The sequence below is a fragment of the Actinoplanes oblitus genome (genome assembly GCF_030252345.1).
GTDB classification, from domain to species: domain Bacteria; phylum Actinomycetota; class Actinomycetes; order Mycobacteriales; family Micromonosporaceae; genus Actinoplanes; species Actinoplanes oblitus.
The window spans coordinates 4,082,438-4,096,142 of sequence record NZ_CP126980.1 but is presented as its reverse complement, the minus strand read 5'-3'; the positions used below and the strand labels follow the sequence as shown (position 1 = coordinate 4,096,142).

Here is a 13,705-nt window from a genome sequence, read left to right as displayed (position 1 = left end):
GGGACCGATCAAGCACGTCGTGCAGTACTCCGGAGGGATCGGCAGCTGGGCGACCGCCATGCGAGTCAAAGCCGAACACGGCACCGACAACCTTGTCCTTCTCATCGCCGACACCAAAGCCGAAGATCCCGACCTGTGGAGATTCGTCGCCGACTCCAGTGCACTGCTGGGTGTCGACCCGGTCGTGGTCGCTGACGGACGCAGCCCATGGCAGGTCTTCGCCGACCAGCGGTTCGTGGGGAATTCTCGCATTGCTCCATGCTCGGTTCATCTGAAGCAGAAGCCATGCCGGGCCTGGCTGGACGCCAACGCCGACCCGGCCAACACGATCCTGTACGTCGGTATCGACTGGAGTGAACAGCGCCGCGTGCTGGCCATCGAAAAGGGCTGGGCGCCGTGGATCGTACGGTTCCCGATGTGCGACGAACCGCACCTGAATAAACAGCAGATGCTTGATTGGGCGTGCGCCGAAGGACTACGGCCGCCACGGCTCTACGAGCAAGGCTTCAGCCATAACAACTGCCACGGTGTGTGCGTCCGGGCTGGTCAGCGCCAGTGGCGGCACCTACTACAAGTCGCACCCGATCGGTACCTGGCTGCCGAAGCCGAGGAAGAGAAACTCCGCGCCCAACTGGGCACCGTCGCGATCCTCAAGGAACGTCGCCAGGGCGTGAGCTACCCACTACCGCTCCGCGAACTACGCCGCAGAGCAGCTCTTCCGAGCCAGCCTGCCTGACGCCGGCTCACACGCAATGGTTCGAGACAGATAAGCCGCAGTCCCAACGGCGATGGCGACCGAGCGCGTCGAACGACGGTACCGACGAGCCGGTCAACGCGGCCTTCGAAGCCGACGCCCACAACCGGGGGCCGCCGGGACCGGGCAGCGCCAGGAGGATCCCTGCCATGCCGCCGGTGGTGCGGCCTCTCGCGGCAAATCGCATCGAGCTGATCCTCCATCTCGATGGGCGTGCCATCGGTATCGACAACGTGCCCGGGCGGGCCCGGATACGACGTCGGAGAGTGTCCGGACGCCTTCGCGTACGTAGCCGAGGACCGGGCGCCGGGCGCCATCGTGCGGTGCTGCCTGTCAGGGAGTAGCGCAGAGGCGGGCGTCGCTGACGCCCGTGACGCTTGGCTCCGGCCAGTTGCGCCGGTCGTTGTGCCCGTCGCGGGCGTGATTCCGTTTGCCCAGTGGACGCCGCCATCCCGCGTGCTCACTCAGGACGCCCGCCCACACTCCAGCGATCAATCACTACGGCGTCTGGAGCCGCTCGCTGAGGGATCCGAGGTCAGCCCACCCGGGCCGAGGGCGCTAAGCCCCCAGCCGAACATCTTGGCCCCAGGTCTCGCTGCGCTCGCCCGCCAAGATCTTCCGCTGAACGGGGGCTTGCACCCCCAGGCCCATGGGTGGGCTCTGACCGGCCCCGTCAGCGCGGCACCCCAGCGCCGGGATCACTCGATCTCGCAAGCGGTGCCGCATCGGATACAGCCTGATGGAGGCATGCACCATGACGGAGAACGTCACCGACCAGATCACCAGCGCCACTCCGGACGATCAGGACTCCGCCGTGGGGCGGCCGGCCGCTCCGGAAGGCTCGGTCTACCTCTCCGACGTCCTCGCCCGCGTACGCCAGCACGCCAACGACAACAGCTGGTGCGGTACCGCCGAGTCCGTCACCTTGCAGGCCTTGAATGAAGGGCTGTCGTTCAAGCCCGTGCGCAGCGGGCGATGCAGCCAGTCCTGCCGGATCTGCAATGGCGACGCTGCCGCTGACGTGGCCGACGAGCGGTTCACCGCGGCTGACTCCACCGATCCGTTCATCACCAAAGCCCGCCTGAAGACGGCCATCCGTAAGGCCATCGACCTCGGCTACGACGCGGAGGAGTATCGGAGCCTGTACCGCGAGCTGGTCGATGCTTACGAGCTGGACGAGGTTCCGCTTCCGGTTCGCACTTACACGGTCACCTTCACCGTCACGGATGAGCAGCTGCGCGGGCGAGCAGCTGACCAGGCGGGCATGGCGTACGTCCTGCGCAACGCGACCGTGGCGGGCTTCGCCGTCTCGGTCGCGTCCGCCGAGGAGGCCACCGCCACGCTGATGCCGTAGTCATGACACGCTGCCCGGCCGGTTCGCATCGGCCGGGCAGCGTGCTGCCTAAACGATCTCGCATCCCACCGTCAGTTCCACTGCATCTGGGCGGCGATCAGTGCACAGCGGCTCAGGACTGGTTCTGTCGGTGAATGTCAGCGCCAGGTGTAGGTGACTTCGAGCGCCGCCGACTTTCGGCGCAGGTCCGTGTCGGTGAGTTTCAGCGCCACCCGTCTGGACCGGCTGGCCACACCTCGGTCGTCGACCGGGTCATGATCTCCATCAACGTCCGTAGCCGCGCATGGCACCATGATCGGCATGGCGTCGTTCGATCGGGTCGTGGCCGGCTTCTGGCACCCGGACATTGAGTATCTTCGGCTGCCTCCCCTGACGGATGACCTGGTCGCCGACGCAGAAACCCAGCTCGGGGTCACCTTGCCCCTCGACCTCATCCGCCTACTCAAGATTCAGAACGGTGGTGTCGTCGCCGAGGCATGGGACGCATGTCCGGTTGAAACGAACTTCTACGCGGATGATCACGTTCCCTTCGAGCAACTCTGCGGGATCGGACCGGCCGGGCAGGCCACGACGACGACGCTGCTCGACACCCCATATCTGGTGCAGGAATGGGACCTCCCCTCGCCAGTTGTATTACTCGGCGGAGAAGGGCATTACTGGATTGCCCTCGACTACCGAGACTGCGGCTCCGCAGGAGATCCACCGGTCGTCTGGATCGACAACGAGATGGACCATGAACTGCTGCTCGCACCCAACTTCCGCGGGCTCATTGAGCGGCTGACGCCCTCCGCAGGCTTCCCCGAGTAACCCTTGGCATGCCTCACCCGCCGTGATTCGCCGCCGAAGGTCAGCACGATGACAGCGCGCTGACCTCCTCGAGACCTCCGCCGAACTCAACGGATCACGATCTCGACAGACGGCCGACCCGCACGAAAGTGGCGCTCGATCTCACCGACATTGATCAAGCCGACCCGCTCCAACTGGCTCTCAAACTCACTTAGTGAGTGTTTGAGAGTGCTGTCGCACGGTGTGTCCCTGGACGCGGCGAGGGCGGTCTGAAGCTGGTCCGGTGGAGCGTGAGCGGCGGTATCCGTCTGACCTGACCGATGGGCAGTGGGACTTGGTCGAGCCGATGCTTCCGTTGATCAAGTCGCCAGGGCGGGTCCCGAAGCATCCACGCAGGGCGATCGTTGACGCGATCTTGTATGGGGTCCGTAGCGGCTGTTCATGGCGTCAGCTCCCGATCGACTTCCCGCCCTGGCAGACCGTGTACTGGCAGTTCCAGCAGTGGGAGAAATGCGAGGTCACCGAACGGATCCTTGAGAACTACGCGAGCAAGTGCGGCTGGCCGAGGACCGCGAGGCGCAGCCATCGGCCGGCGTCATGGACTCCCAATCGGTCAAGGCAGCCGACACCGTCGGCAGGGACAGCCGCGGCTACGACGCCGGGAAGAAGATCAACGGCCGCAAACGGTTCATCGTCACCGACACCTAGGCCTACTGGTCGTGGTCTGCGTGATGTCGGCGTCCTGGCAAGACCGCGACGGCGCCAAGACCACCCTGCTCAGCACCTACCTGTTCACCCCGATCCGACACGTGTTCGCTGACCAGGGCTTCGCCGGACGGCTGGTTGACTGGGCTGCCGACACGCTCAAGATCAGTGTCGAGATCGTCCGCAAGCCCGCGGAACAGCGTGGGTTCGTCGTGCATCCGAAACGGTGGGTTGTCGAGCGCAGCCTCGCCTGGCTGACTGCCCACCGGCGCCTGGCCCGCGACTACGAGCATGATCCCGCAGTCTCCGAAGCGCTAATCCGCTGGGCTGCGATCAACACCATGATCCGCCGCCTCGATCGCGCCCGACCCGCCACCCGCCAGCGCCGCCGAGTGTCCAGCACGCCCGGCTAACAGCCCTCTCAAACACTCACTTAGAAACGGCCCTCATTCTCGCCGACGTAATCACAGGACCCGTCACCTAGGCCGGAGCATTCCGGATGCGCACCGGTAGCTTCCGCTGACCGGAAGTCGGCCTGCCCTCGGTGATGCCTCGTCTCTGCCGAACCAGGTGCCGTTCTGCGTCGCGTCGGCCTACTGCACCACCTCGACTACTCCCGCGTGACGCCGGATATCAGGCCGCTCTGGGCCCGATCTGCCGACCGTGCACACCGGCGGCGCCTACCGGCTCTGCCCGACCATCCGCTGAACCATTAAGGACACGACCGCCATGTCGAACGACTCCGTGAACTGGGATCGCATCGCCGAACGATTCCAAGCTGAGATGGCGAACCTCATCCACCACGAGCCGGAGAAGCGGTACGGCACCGACTTCTATGCCGAGGCGCTGCGCCGGACGCTGGGATTCCGGCCCACCGACGAGAACTCCCAGGAACGCCTGCTACGTGGCGAAGGCCTTACCACCGAGAGATATGCCCGCCACCTCTACGACACCAGCGCGCTGGACCGCCTGCAGCGGGAGACCGCCGAGCAGACAGCCAAGGATGCGCGAGCCGAGACCCGGCGGGTCTATCGGGAGGCGGGCAAGGACTTCGCGGACCTTCTCCGGGCCCGATGCAACGAGGTCTCGGTGCCGTCGCGATACCGGCGCGAAGGTGTGGCCTGGGCCGCCGACCTCATTGATCCGACCGTGCCGAAGGACCAGTACGGCAATGTCGTACAGCGGGACGGAGCGGGCGAGGTGCGGTAACGCCCTTCAGGCCGTACGAGACCGGGCCGCCCGCAGCAGCCGAGCCGTCACGAGCCTGCACCATCGGCTCGCCACCGGCAGGGCATCCACAAACCGGGCGTTGTCGGCCGAGCTGCTGGCTACGGTCATCAGCACCCGCCTCGACCAGAAACCGAGCATGGACGGGACATAGACCGGCTCGCCACCAGATGTCTACAGGCCGGGCAACCTCTAGTCGTCCCTGCCCTCGCACGAACACAGAACAGCCGCTCTGCAGCTGGCATCCCGCGCATACGCAATTGAGCTCCGTGGCTAGGCCGCTCCTACGCCGGATCACCGCCGCTGGTGCCCCGCTCACCTATCGTCCTGGCCGCGAAGGCAGGAGATCGCATGCGCCTATCTACCTCGCCATTCCGGCGATCGAAGGGAGACTCGTGAGTCACCGCTGGAGCCCCGGCTCGTCGAAGTTCATCCGCATCATCGACTGCGGCTTCACCGTGGTCTGGGTTCGCCCCGAAACCGACGGCGTAACAGTCGTCGTCTACACCGGCGACGGCTTCGGCAACCTCGCCGATCAGCGACGGGCGGAGATCTGGACTGTTCGGCTTGGGCATGGATCACCGCTGCTGGACATCATCCGAGACAAGGTGCACCGAATCCGCTGGGTGCGAGACGTTTGCGATGCCGCCGTCGACGACTACAAGCTGATGTCGTGGAGCCGTGCTGAGGTAGCGCCGTCGCATCACGGACACCGCCGCTTGAATCGCCGCCGCTCGCTCTGGCTGGACCCACTACCCCGGCGGATCCGTGACGCCATCGGCCAAGACCGGTGGGCATCCTGACGCCAGCCAAGCCTGTAGGCGTGTCTCCGCCGCCCTTCTCCCGGATCCCGCCTGGCTTCCGGGCTGCGGTTCGCCCAGAGCGCTGGCGCTGGCGGTCGGCGTCGAGGCTGGGAACAGCGGAGCCCCCGGCGGTGACGGATGCGGCTGGCCGTCGATGCCGGGTACCGCGCTGGCCAGTCCTCACGTGGTGACCGGGCCGTCCGGCGGCGGGCAAGCCGGCAAAACATCTTGGACGCGCAGCGCCGGTGATCAAGGAACGGCAGCAGAACTGCGCGTCCAAGATCTTTTCTCCTGATGGCTTGCCCGCCGGCAGGCCGACCCGGTCCTTCACGGTCCTGTCAGCGCGGCTACCACGGCACCAACCGGCGGTAGCCGCACCGGTTTCACCGCCAGGGAGGCGCCACGATGTTCCACGACCTCGACTTCACCGACCGCCGCACCCGCCAGCACTCCGGTCTCAACCACCGCCGCCGCGGCCCCCGGCCGGCCCTCGCCGGGGAGAAGGACTTCTACAACCCGCGCAGCCCCGAGGACTTCCGCGAGTACCGCACGGTCCTGAACTACAGCCGGCGCTGATCCTCCCGGTGCGGAGGACCATCCGGTCCTCCGCACCGAAGCACCGCCAGCACCAGGCCCGATGCTTCGGCGAACTCAGCCCGGCCGGCCCTAGCGGGCCGGTAAAGCGGAGCGGCCTGCGGCCGCGCTGCAAAAAGCCGCTTTCCCGGCCGTGGCTGACGCTACGAGTGTAGGTCGCTCCCGGCTTCCACCAAATCCGCCGCGGGCTCATAAAACATTATGCAAACCCCGCATAATCTTTTATTCGAAACCCCCGCACCGCATTTGGCTCCAGCCGTCCGCAACCTGGCGAGCAAGCTCGCCCCCCACGGCCGAAAAAGCGGCAGAACCTTTATCGCACGGCCGTGACCAGGCATAACAGCCCGCCGCGCCCATCTTTTTGAAACAAAAGGCGAAAAATAGTTCCGTAAAAACCAGGGGATGATATAGATACATATGGATTTTTGCGGTATGATTTTCCTGTCAGGGAGGGCAAGCCCTGACGACACCGACAACACAACACCACAGGGAAAGGCCGTCACGTGAGCCGTCACGAACTCGAACCGTCCGCCGACAACGTCTCCTGCGTCTTCGTCGGGTGGGAAGCCCCGCTCGGCACGTTCTTCGCTCAGGTTTACCTCACCACCAACGACAGCGAGTGCGACGCTCCCGACTTCGAACGCGGGGGCGACCTGATGGAGATCACCGACCCGGAGCAGGTCATCAAGTTCGCCGCCCAGTACGCACGCATTCCCGCCGACCTCGCGGCCACCCTCAACGCCGACGCCGCCCGGGAGGGTATGCACGAGATGCCGCTCGCCGTACAGCTTATGAACGGGATCGAGCCCGAGCGCGAGGCGATCAACTGGGATGAGGTCCCGATCCCGTTCTAAGCACCACAACGGACTGGCCGGGGCGCACCGCACGCGCCCCGGGCAGTCGTGCGCCCGGCATCGCGACCGTACCGGCGCGCATCGAGCACGCCGGTACGGGCTGCCGCTCCCACCGCTCGCGGCCACACACCACAGGCCAGAACCCCGCGCAGGGCCCAGGAAAATTGAGAGGGCCGACGGCCCCTCACGGGGACACCTTCAAGAAGGTGTACGGGCAAGTCCGCCGACCCAACACCGACACACCACCACGGCGCAAATGCGCCCAGCGGAGGCCAGCGCCAACGCTAACGCGCGTACCGCCTCCGATCAACACCAAGCCCACGCCACAACCCTCAACAACGCCACGCCCGCCACCGCCCTGGCAATTCTGGCCGCCGCCCTGTTGGTCTTCACCCTGGCCTTTCTCCGCTGAACGCCCCCGCAGCCGCAGGAACTCCCGCTGCTGACGATCCGACGCTCACCCCCGAATCACCCCGTTCCGGAGCACCGCCGCCCCGATTCGCCGGGTGCGACATGCCCGAGCCCGGAGGCCGACCTCGGCGCGGCTTCGCAGGAACGCTGCCGGTCAACTCCGCCACCCGCCCGGTCACCGCCTCCACCGGAGCCCGCCGTACGGCCTGCACAACGCGCGCCGCCCCGACCTCCGCCAGTTCCGCCGCACTGTCACTCGGCATCAGCGCCGCCAGCGTCGCCAACGCGAGATCGAGCTCCGCCTCAGCCGACGCGACGACAGCTTGGGCCTGCTTCACCGCCTCTGCCGCGCCGAGCGCGCCGACCAGCGCGGATTTCTCCGCCGCGTGCCGCCGCGCAAGCCTTTCCACCTGCTCATTAGTTGCCTTGCTAGCCATCCACCCACGCTACCTTTCCCGCACCCACAGGACTAGCTCTACTGGTCGTTTATGAATAGCCGGAAATCGTTCCTGACTCGTTTACTATTCGTCACACCATGCATGACCAGGGCGCTTACGCGGCCCCTCTCTCACTTCTTCTAGAAGCAAGCACACCCCCTGGCATTCAAATGTCGAGATGGGGGTGCGGCGCGCCATACTCTTGCCCGCATGCTCACGGTTGCTCGCATCGCGCCGGGGGCCGGGATCGCCTACCTGACCCGGCAGGTGGCTGCCGGCAAGCACGACTTCCGTCCAGCTGAGGGTTCCTTCGCGGTCGCCTACCACACCGACCCGAAGGCCCGCGGCGAAGCACCGGGCTGGTGGGCCGGCCAGACCGGCGTTCTTTTCGGCATTGGCGGGGAGGTATCCACCGAGCAGTTGCAGAAACTCATCGGTGAGGGAAAGCACCCGGTCAGCGGGAAGCAGCTCGGTCGCCTATGGCGACGCTATAAGACGCTAGATGACAGCGCGCGGCAGGCTGCCGTCGAAAAGGCGTGGGATGAGCTGCCCAAGGACGCCACCTACGAGCAGATAGCGCAGGTGTGGCTACGCATTTGGACTGCCCCGGAACGGCAGCCGGTAGCCGGATTCGACGTCACCGTTTCTCCCGTGAAAAGCGTCAGCCTGTTTTGGGCCTTCGGCGACGACCGCATCAAGGCGCAGGTGATGGCCGCCCACCACGCGGGCGTGCGCGCCACCCTGGAGCACCTGCGCCGGCACGGTGCGTTCACCCGGCTGGGCACTGACGGGATCGTGCAGGTCGACACCGACGGCTTGGCCGCCGCCGTCTTCGATCATCGGATGTCACGGGAGAAGGACCCGCAGCTGCACTCGCACATCGTCGTCTCCAGCAAAGTTCGCGTCACCCGCAACGGCCGCGAAGACTGGCTCTCCCTCGACAGCAAGGCTTTCTACCAGGCCACCATCGGCGCCCGGGTCGCGTACGAACGCGCCGTCGAAGTCGAACTCGGACGCAGCCTCGGTGTCCGGTTCGCCGCCCGCGAAGGGTCACCGATCCGTGAGATCGTCGGGTTCAGCACCCGCGCCATCGCGCAGTACTCGAAGCGGCGTGCCGCCATCGAAACCGACATGCAAAGCCAGCTGACCGACCCGGCCGCCGGCCGCGAGCGCATGCAGATCGGCCGGTGGCGCCACCGCGCCCAGATCGCGACCCTGCGCTCGCGGCCCGACAAGGACGGCGGTGAATCCACCAATCAGGCCGTCACACGGTGGCAGTACGAGGACCGCCGCGCCGGCCTCAACACCGCCAGCGAGGTGCGCAGGATCGCGGCCGGGCAGGTCCCGGACCATGTCGACCAGCGCGCCCGGCAGCTGATCCGGCATGCGACGGCACGCCGGCCCGGCCGATCGATCACCGTCGATGACCTCCACCGTGCCACCCTGGATCTCGGCATCACCGACGACCAGCAGCGCACAGCCGCCGTCACCGCGGCAGTCCGGCGCGTCCCGCGGCTCGCGGTCGAACACGCTGTCGCCGAGCTGTCCGCCAGCAAAGCGGTCTTCGGCATCGACCATCTCGAACTGGCCATCGGCCGGATCCTGCACGTCGACCCGGCCGATGGCCGGGACCAGGACTGGCGGCGGGTCCAGCGTCTCGCCGCCGAAGCCGTCCGCACCCATAGCAGCGGCCTGCGCGTCTTGACTCCATCCGCGCTGCTGGAGTGGGGCGACACCTTGCTGCGCGGCAGCGACCGGCAGAGCATCTACAGCCGCCACCGCGACCTCAAACTTTCGACCGAACCCGTGCTCGCCGCGGAGAAGGAACTCATCGCCTACAGCACCAGGCGTGGCGCTGCCACCGCCCCCAAGGCGCTCCTCGACCAGGTCGCCACCGAGCTTGATCTCAGCGACGAGAAACGGGCCGCACTGCTTTTCGCGGTCGGCGACGACCGGCGCATCACCGGAATCGTCGGGCCGGCCGGCACCGGCAAAACCTACCTGCAGCGGGCCGTCGGCATCGCCGCCCAACGCGCCGGCGTTCCGATCCTGGGGCTCACCGTGGGGCAGAACGCCGCGAACGTGCTCGCCGCCGCCACCCGCGAAGGCGGCTCGCCGGGCATCCGGACCGAGAACGTGGCAATGTGGCTGCACGCCCAGGACTTCCCGCCGGAGGGCACCACGCGCGCGGATTGGGCGTTCCAGCCGGGCCAGTGGGTGATCATCGACGAAGCGTCCCAGGCCTGCACTATCGACCTGGTCCGCCTTGCTCAGCTGCTCGAACCGGTCGGCGGGAAGCTCATTCTCGTCGGCGACCCGGAACAGATCTCCGCTGTCGGGCCCGGCGGTGCGTTCCGCTACCTGGCCTCACTCGGCGCGACAACCGACCTGCGCGAGGTTCGCCGGTTCACCGATGCGTGGGAAGGGCCCGCCTCGCTACGGCTGCGGATCGGCGACACGACCGTCCTCGCCGAGTACGACCGGCGTGGCCGAATCCTCGGCGGCCACCGCCAGGACCTCACCCAGCATGTCCTGGACGCCTGGGCCGCCGACATCGTCCAGGGCCGCAGCAGCCTCATCATGGTCGAAACCGAGGCCGAAGCCGCCGACCTGTCCGCCCGAGCCCGCCAGATACTGATCAACGCCGGGCTTGTAGAACCCGGCGCCAGCGTCGAGCTGGCCAACGGCACCCATGCCGGTGCCGGCGACCTGGTCGTGACCCGCCGCAACAACCGCGACCTCGTCATGGCTGACCGGTTCGTCGCCAACCGCGACCAGTGGCGGGTCGTTTCGATCGGCGCCACCGGGTCCCTGAACGTTGAGCACACCGTCACTGGCCGGCGCATCGTCCTGCCCGGTGACTACGTGGCCGAGCACGTCCAGTTGGCCTATGCCGCCACCGTCGACTCCGCGCAAGGCCGCACCGTTGATGTCGGCCGCGCTCTCGTCAACGCCGCCACCAGCCGCGCCCGTCTGTACGTGATGGCCACCCGCGGCCGGCTGCTCAACCAGATCGCCGTCATCACCAGCGACGAACCACCCGAAGGCCACCCGGCCCGAGACCCGTCTGCAGGCGTCACCACCCTCGCTGAGATCCTGCGGACCGACACCACCGACCGATCCGCCACCGAGGTCGAACAGAGTCTGTGGGCCGACGTCGACGCCCTCCGGCAGTGGGGGCCGGTCTACGACGACCTGCGCGGCCGAGCTATGGCACCCCGCTATACCCAGGTCATCCGGAAGGTCGCCGGCCCGGCAGTCGCTGCGGACTTCGCCGCCGATCCGGCCCTTCCCGCGCTCGCCGCACGGCTGCAGAACCTCGCCGCAGCCGGCTACGACCCCGAAGCTGTCCTCGCCGCGGTCGCCTCCGCACGGGAGCTGCACAGCGCCCGCGACACCGCCGCGGTCCTCGCCTGGCGCATCGATCAGGTCTACCGCGACATCGAACCCGACCCTGCCGTCGCCGTCAGCGGCCCGCAAGCGGGCACTTACACCGACCGCTTCCCCCAGGCCGACCGCGACATCGGCAACGCGCTACGCGATGTCGCCGCGATCTGCGACCGACGCGTCGAAGCACTCGCCGTCCAGGCCGCCCAGCATCAGCCCGCCTGGAGCACTGCGCTCGGCGCACTGCCCGCAGACACGGCCGGGCGCCGGCAGTGGCTCGCCGGTGCCGCTGTCGTCGCCGCCTACCGCGACCGATACGCCATCAGCGGCGACGAACCCATCGGCCCGCAGCCTTCCACCCGCGACCCAGCACGCTGGGCCGCCTGGCACCGGGCCCAGATAGTGCTCGGTGTCGCCACCCTCGCCGGCCAGATCAGTGCCGCGACCGACAACCGGCTGCGCGAGCTGATCAACGCACAACGCGCTGCGGACAACGCCGCACCGCCCTACGTCGCCGGCGACCTACGCAGCGCGCACACCCGGCTCGTCGCCGCCGAACAGCACCTGCGCGACACCCGCCTGACCCTCGCCGGCGCCCAGCATGAGGCCGCCCGATCCGCCGCGATCACACAGACCGGCACGCCTCGGTGGTGGCAGGCCGCCCCCGGCCGTGCCCGCGCGGCGGCCGACCGCCACGCCGCCCGCGTAGCCGCTCTGCGGGCCTCTATCACCGTGGAAGAGCTCCAGCGGCAGCTAGTTGACGCCCGAGCCCGGGTGACCTCCGCCCGCGACGAGGTCACCGGCCTCGAGGAAGCCCACCACGACTGGAACCGCTGGTATCAACAGCAGCTGCCCACCCGGTACGCCGGACTCGCCGCCGCCGCAGAGGCCGCCCGTCGCGCGCAACGTCTCGCCGACGGCACGAAAGAGCTGGCTCAGCACGTTCGCGCCACAACCGCTCGCGTCCGCGCCGTCGACAACACCCGGCCGAACCGGCACAGCACACCGATCCCCGCTCACCTCGACGACGACGCGCGCGCCGCGTACGAGCGCACCACCGAGTTCGCCGAGAACGGAGCGCAGCAGCCAGATCACGAGATGGAGTTCGACCGTGACTGACCCGTCGCCCTACCGCAGCGAGCTGCCTCGTCGCCATCCGGATCCGACGTCACCGGGCCAGCCGTACACGCCTGCACGGTGGGGAGGATTTAGATGAGTAACTATCCCGTTGCCTTTGCCGATGAGGCATTCCTCACCGGGCGCGGACATCCCGGGGTTTACGTGTTCACTGGCGTCGTTGTCGACAGTGATGATTTGGTCACCGTCATGAATGCCGCTCGCTTCGCTGCCGGCCAGCACCAGCCGTTCCATGCCTCCGCGCTCTACCACCGAGGTCATATCACTCCGATCGAGGACATGCTCGACACGGTTCGTGCCCATGCCGGCTGGACGTTCATCGTCGCGCAGGCGCCGATCACCGGTACGCAGGAAGCTGCCCGCCAGGCCGCGCTCACTCAGCTGCTGAAACAGCTCGACGGGCAGAAAGTCAGTGACGTCGTCCTCGACACCCGTGCTAGTCAACGCGAGCAAGTCCAGACACAGCTGCTGGGAGAGAAGGTCGCGGGATCCGACACGCCGGACATGACCACGTACAGCAGGCTCGTGCGCACCCAGCAGATCAGCTCGCGGATGCGGCTGATGCACGCCGACGACCGCAGGCAGCCCGGGCTGTGGATGGCTGACGTCGCCGCATGGGCATTCCAGCGTGGGCTCGGCTACGACGAGCAGCAATGGATCAGCCGCATCACCGACATCTCCACCGTGATCGACGCCCAGACAGGCCATAAACTGTCCCTGGAACACGACAGGGCCGCTCTACCCAACGGCGAACGCGGCCCCGGACACCTGAGCCCAAACGCTCAAGCATCTTTGTCGTCACAGCGATTCTATACCTTGAACGGCGGCACGACTAACCTCAGCCGAGGGCCGGGCTATTTCTTCGACAATCTCCTTCAGCAGGTTGAGGCGGCCAGCCAAGCGCTCGCCCGACAGCAGATTGCGCGCCAGGCAACGGAACTGAACCGCACCGTCCAGGGCCTGACCGCACGAATCCAGCAGTCAGCGCAGCAGCCGATGTCAGCCGTGCGGGCACTCGGCCAGCAACCCCAGCTCGACCAATCGGAACCGGAGATCGCCGCGCCCCTGCCCTCCGAACTGACCATCGACTGACACCTCCACCCGTCCGGGACCAGACTCCTGATTTAGTTTCGGGGCACCGAATACTCGATTCGTGTCACGGGCGTACGGCTGTTAGGTCGTTACCTTCCGATGCCGCTGGGTAGATCAACTTCGTGAGCTGTCGTGGCCTCACCGAAGGCCAACAGGCCAGATCG

Annotated in this window: 10 protein-coding genes and 2 pseudogenes; 11 read left to right on the top strand and 1 reads right to left on the bottom strand. The window is 67.2% G+C overall.

All coding sequences use genetic code 11. From position 1 onward, the window contains the following. Positions 1-19: 19 nt before the first annotated feature. The 9 genes and pseudogenes from Actob_RS18425 (at position 20) to Actob_RS18385 (ending at position 7,077) form a co-directional block, all read left to right on the top strand. Positions 20-736, top strand: coding sequence for a hypothetical protein (locus Actob_RS18425; protein ID WP_284921468.1), 717 nt, complete (start codon positions 20-22; stop codon positions 734-736). Between the two features lie 772 nt (positions 737-1,508). After that, complete coding sequence (locus Actob_RS18420; RefSeq protein WP_284921467.1) at positions 1,509-2,108, top strand: hypothetical protein; 600 nt, start codon at positions 1,509-1,511, stop codon at positions 2,106-2,108. Between the two features lie 300 nt (positions 2,109-2,408). After that, positions 2,409-2,915, top strand: coding sequence for an SMI1/KNR4 family protein (locus tag Actob_RS18415; protein WP_284921466.1), 507 nt, complete (start codon positions 2,409-2,411; stop codon positions 2,913-2,915). A 325-nt stretch (positions 2,916-3,240) separates the two neighbouring features. Beyond that, positions 3,241-3,366 (top strand): annotated as a pseudogene (locus Actob_RS44050) (transposase); the annotation flags it as partial. A 125-nt stretch (positions 3,367-3,491) separates the two neighbouring features. Beyond that, positions 3,492-4,012 (top strand): annotated as a pseudogene (locus Actob_RS18405) (transposase). Between the two features lie 316 nt (positions 4,013-4,328). Next, positions 4,329-4,808 (top strand): hypothetical protein, encoded by a 480-nt coding sequence (locus Actob_RS18400; protein ID WP_284921465.1) that lies wholly within the window; start codon positions 4,329-4,331, stop codon positions 4,806-4,808. A 413-nt stretch (positions 4,809-5,221) separates the two neighbouring features. Continuing rightward, entirely contained in the window at positions 5,222-5,629 is a 408-nt protein-coding gene (locus Actob_RS18395) for a hypothetical protein (RefSeq protein WP_284921464.1), read from the top strand. Positions 5,630-6,034: 405 nt separating this feature from the next. Next, positions 6,035-6,205, top strand: coding sequence for a hypothetical protein (locus Actob_RS18390; RefSeq protein ID WP_284921463.1), 171 nt, complete (start codon positions 6,035-6,037; stop codon positions 6,203-6,205). A gap of 521 nt (positions 6,206-6,726) precedes the next feature. After that, entirely contained in the window at positions 6,727-7,077 is a 351-nt protein-coding gene (locus Actob_RS18385) for a hypothetical protein (protein ID WP_284921462.1), read from the top strand. A 389-nt stretch (positions 7,078-7,466) separates the two neighbouring features. On the opposite strand, the gene Actob_RS18380 is transcribed toward Actob_RS18385, so the two are convergent. After that, positions 7,467-7,925: a hypothetical protein gene (locus tag Actob_RS18380; RefSeq protein ID WP_284921461.1), complete on the bottom strand. Its 459-nt coding sequence runs from the start codon at positions 7,923-7,925 to the stop codon at positions 7,467-7,469. Between the two features lie 210 nt (positions 7,926-8,135). Between Actob_RS18380 and mobF the strand changes: the two genes are divergently transcribed. Then, positions 8,136-12,431 carry a MobF family relaxase gene (mobF, locus tag Actob_RS18375; protein WP_284921460.1) on the top strand — a complete coding sequence of 1,432 codons (4,296 nt, stop codon included), beginning with the start codon at positions 8,136-8,138 and terminating at the stop codon, positions 12,429-12,431. A 93-nt stretch (positions 12,432-12,524) separates the two neighbouring features. Further along, positions 12,525-13,541, top strand: a complete 1,017-nt coding sequence (locus tag Actob_RS18370; protein ID WP_284921459.1) for a hypothetical protein — start codon at positions 12,525-12,527, stop codon at positions 13,539-13,541. Positions 13,542-13,705: the final 164 nt, after the last annotated feature.

What these genes read in the sequence shown, in the direction of transcription:
- Actob_RS18420 (WP_284921467.1), top strand. Translation starts at nt 1,509, where the DNA reads ATGACGGAGAACGTCACCGACCAGATCACCAGCGCCACTCCGGACGAT.
- Actob_RS18415 (WP_284921466.1), top strand. Translation starts at nt 2,409, where the DNA reads ATGGCGTCGTTCGATCGGGTCGTGGCCGGCTTCTGGCACCCGGACATT.
- Actob_RS18400 (WP_284921465.1), top strand. Translation starts at nt 4,329, where the DNA reads ATGTCGAACGACTCCGTGAACTGGGATCGCATCGCCGAACGATTCCAA.
- Actob_RS18390 (WP_284921463.1), top strand. Translation starts at nt 6,035, where the DNA reads ATGTTCCACGACCTCGACTTCACCGACCGCCGCACCCGCCAGCACTCC.
- Actob_RS18380 (WP_284921461.1), bottom strand. Translation starts at nt 7,925, where the DNA reads ATGGCTAGCAAGGCAACTAATGAGCAGGTGGAAAGGCTTGCGCGGCGG.
- mobF (WP_284921460.1), top strand. Translation starts at nt 8,136, where the DNA reads ATGCTCACGGTTGCTCGCATCGCGCCGGGGGCCGGGATCGCCTACCTG.
- Actob_RS18370 (WP_284921459.1), top strand. Translation starts at nt 12,525, where the DNA reads ATGAGTAACTATCCCGTTGCCTTTGCCGATGAGGCATTCCTCACCGGG.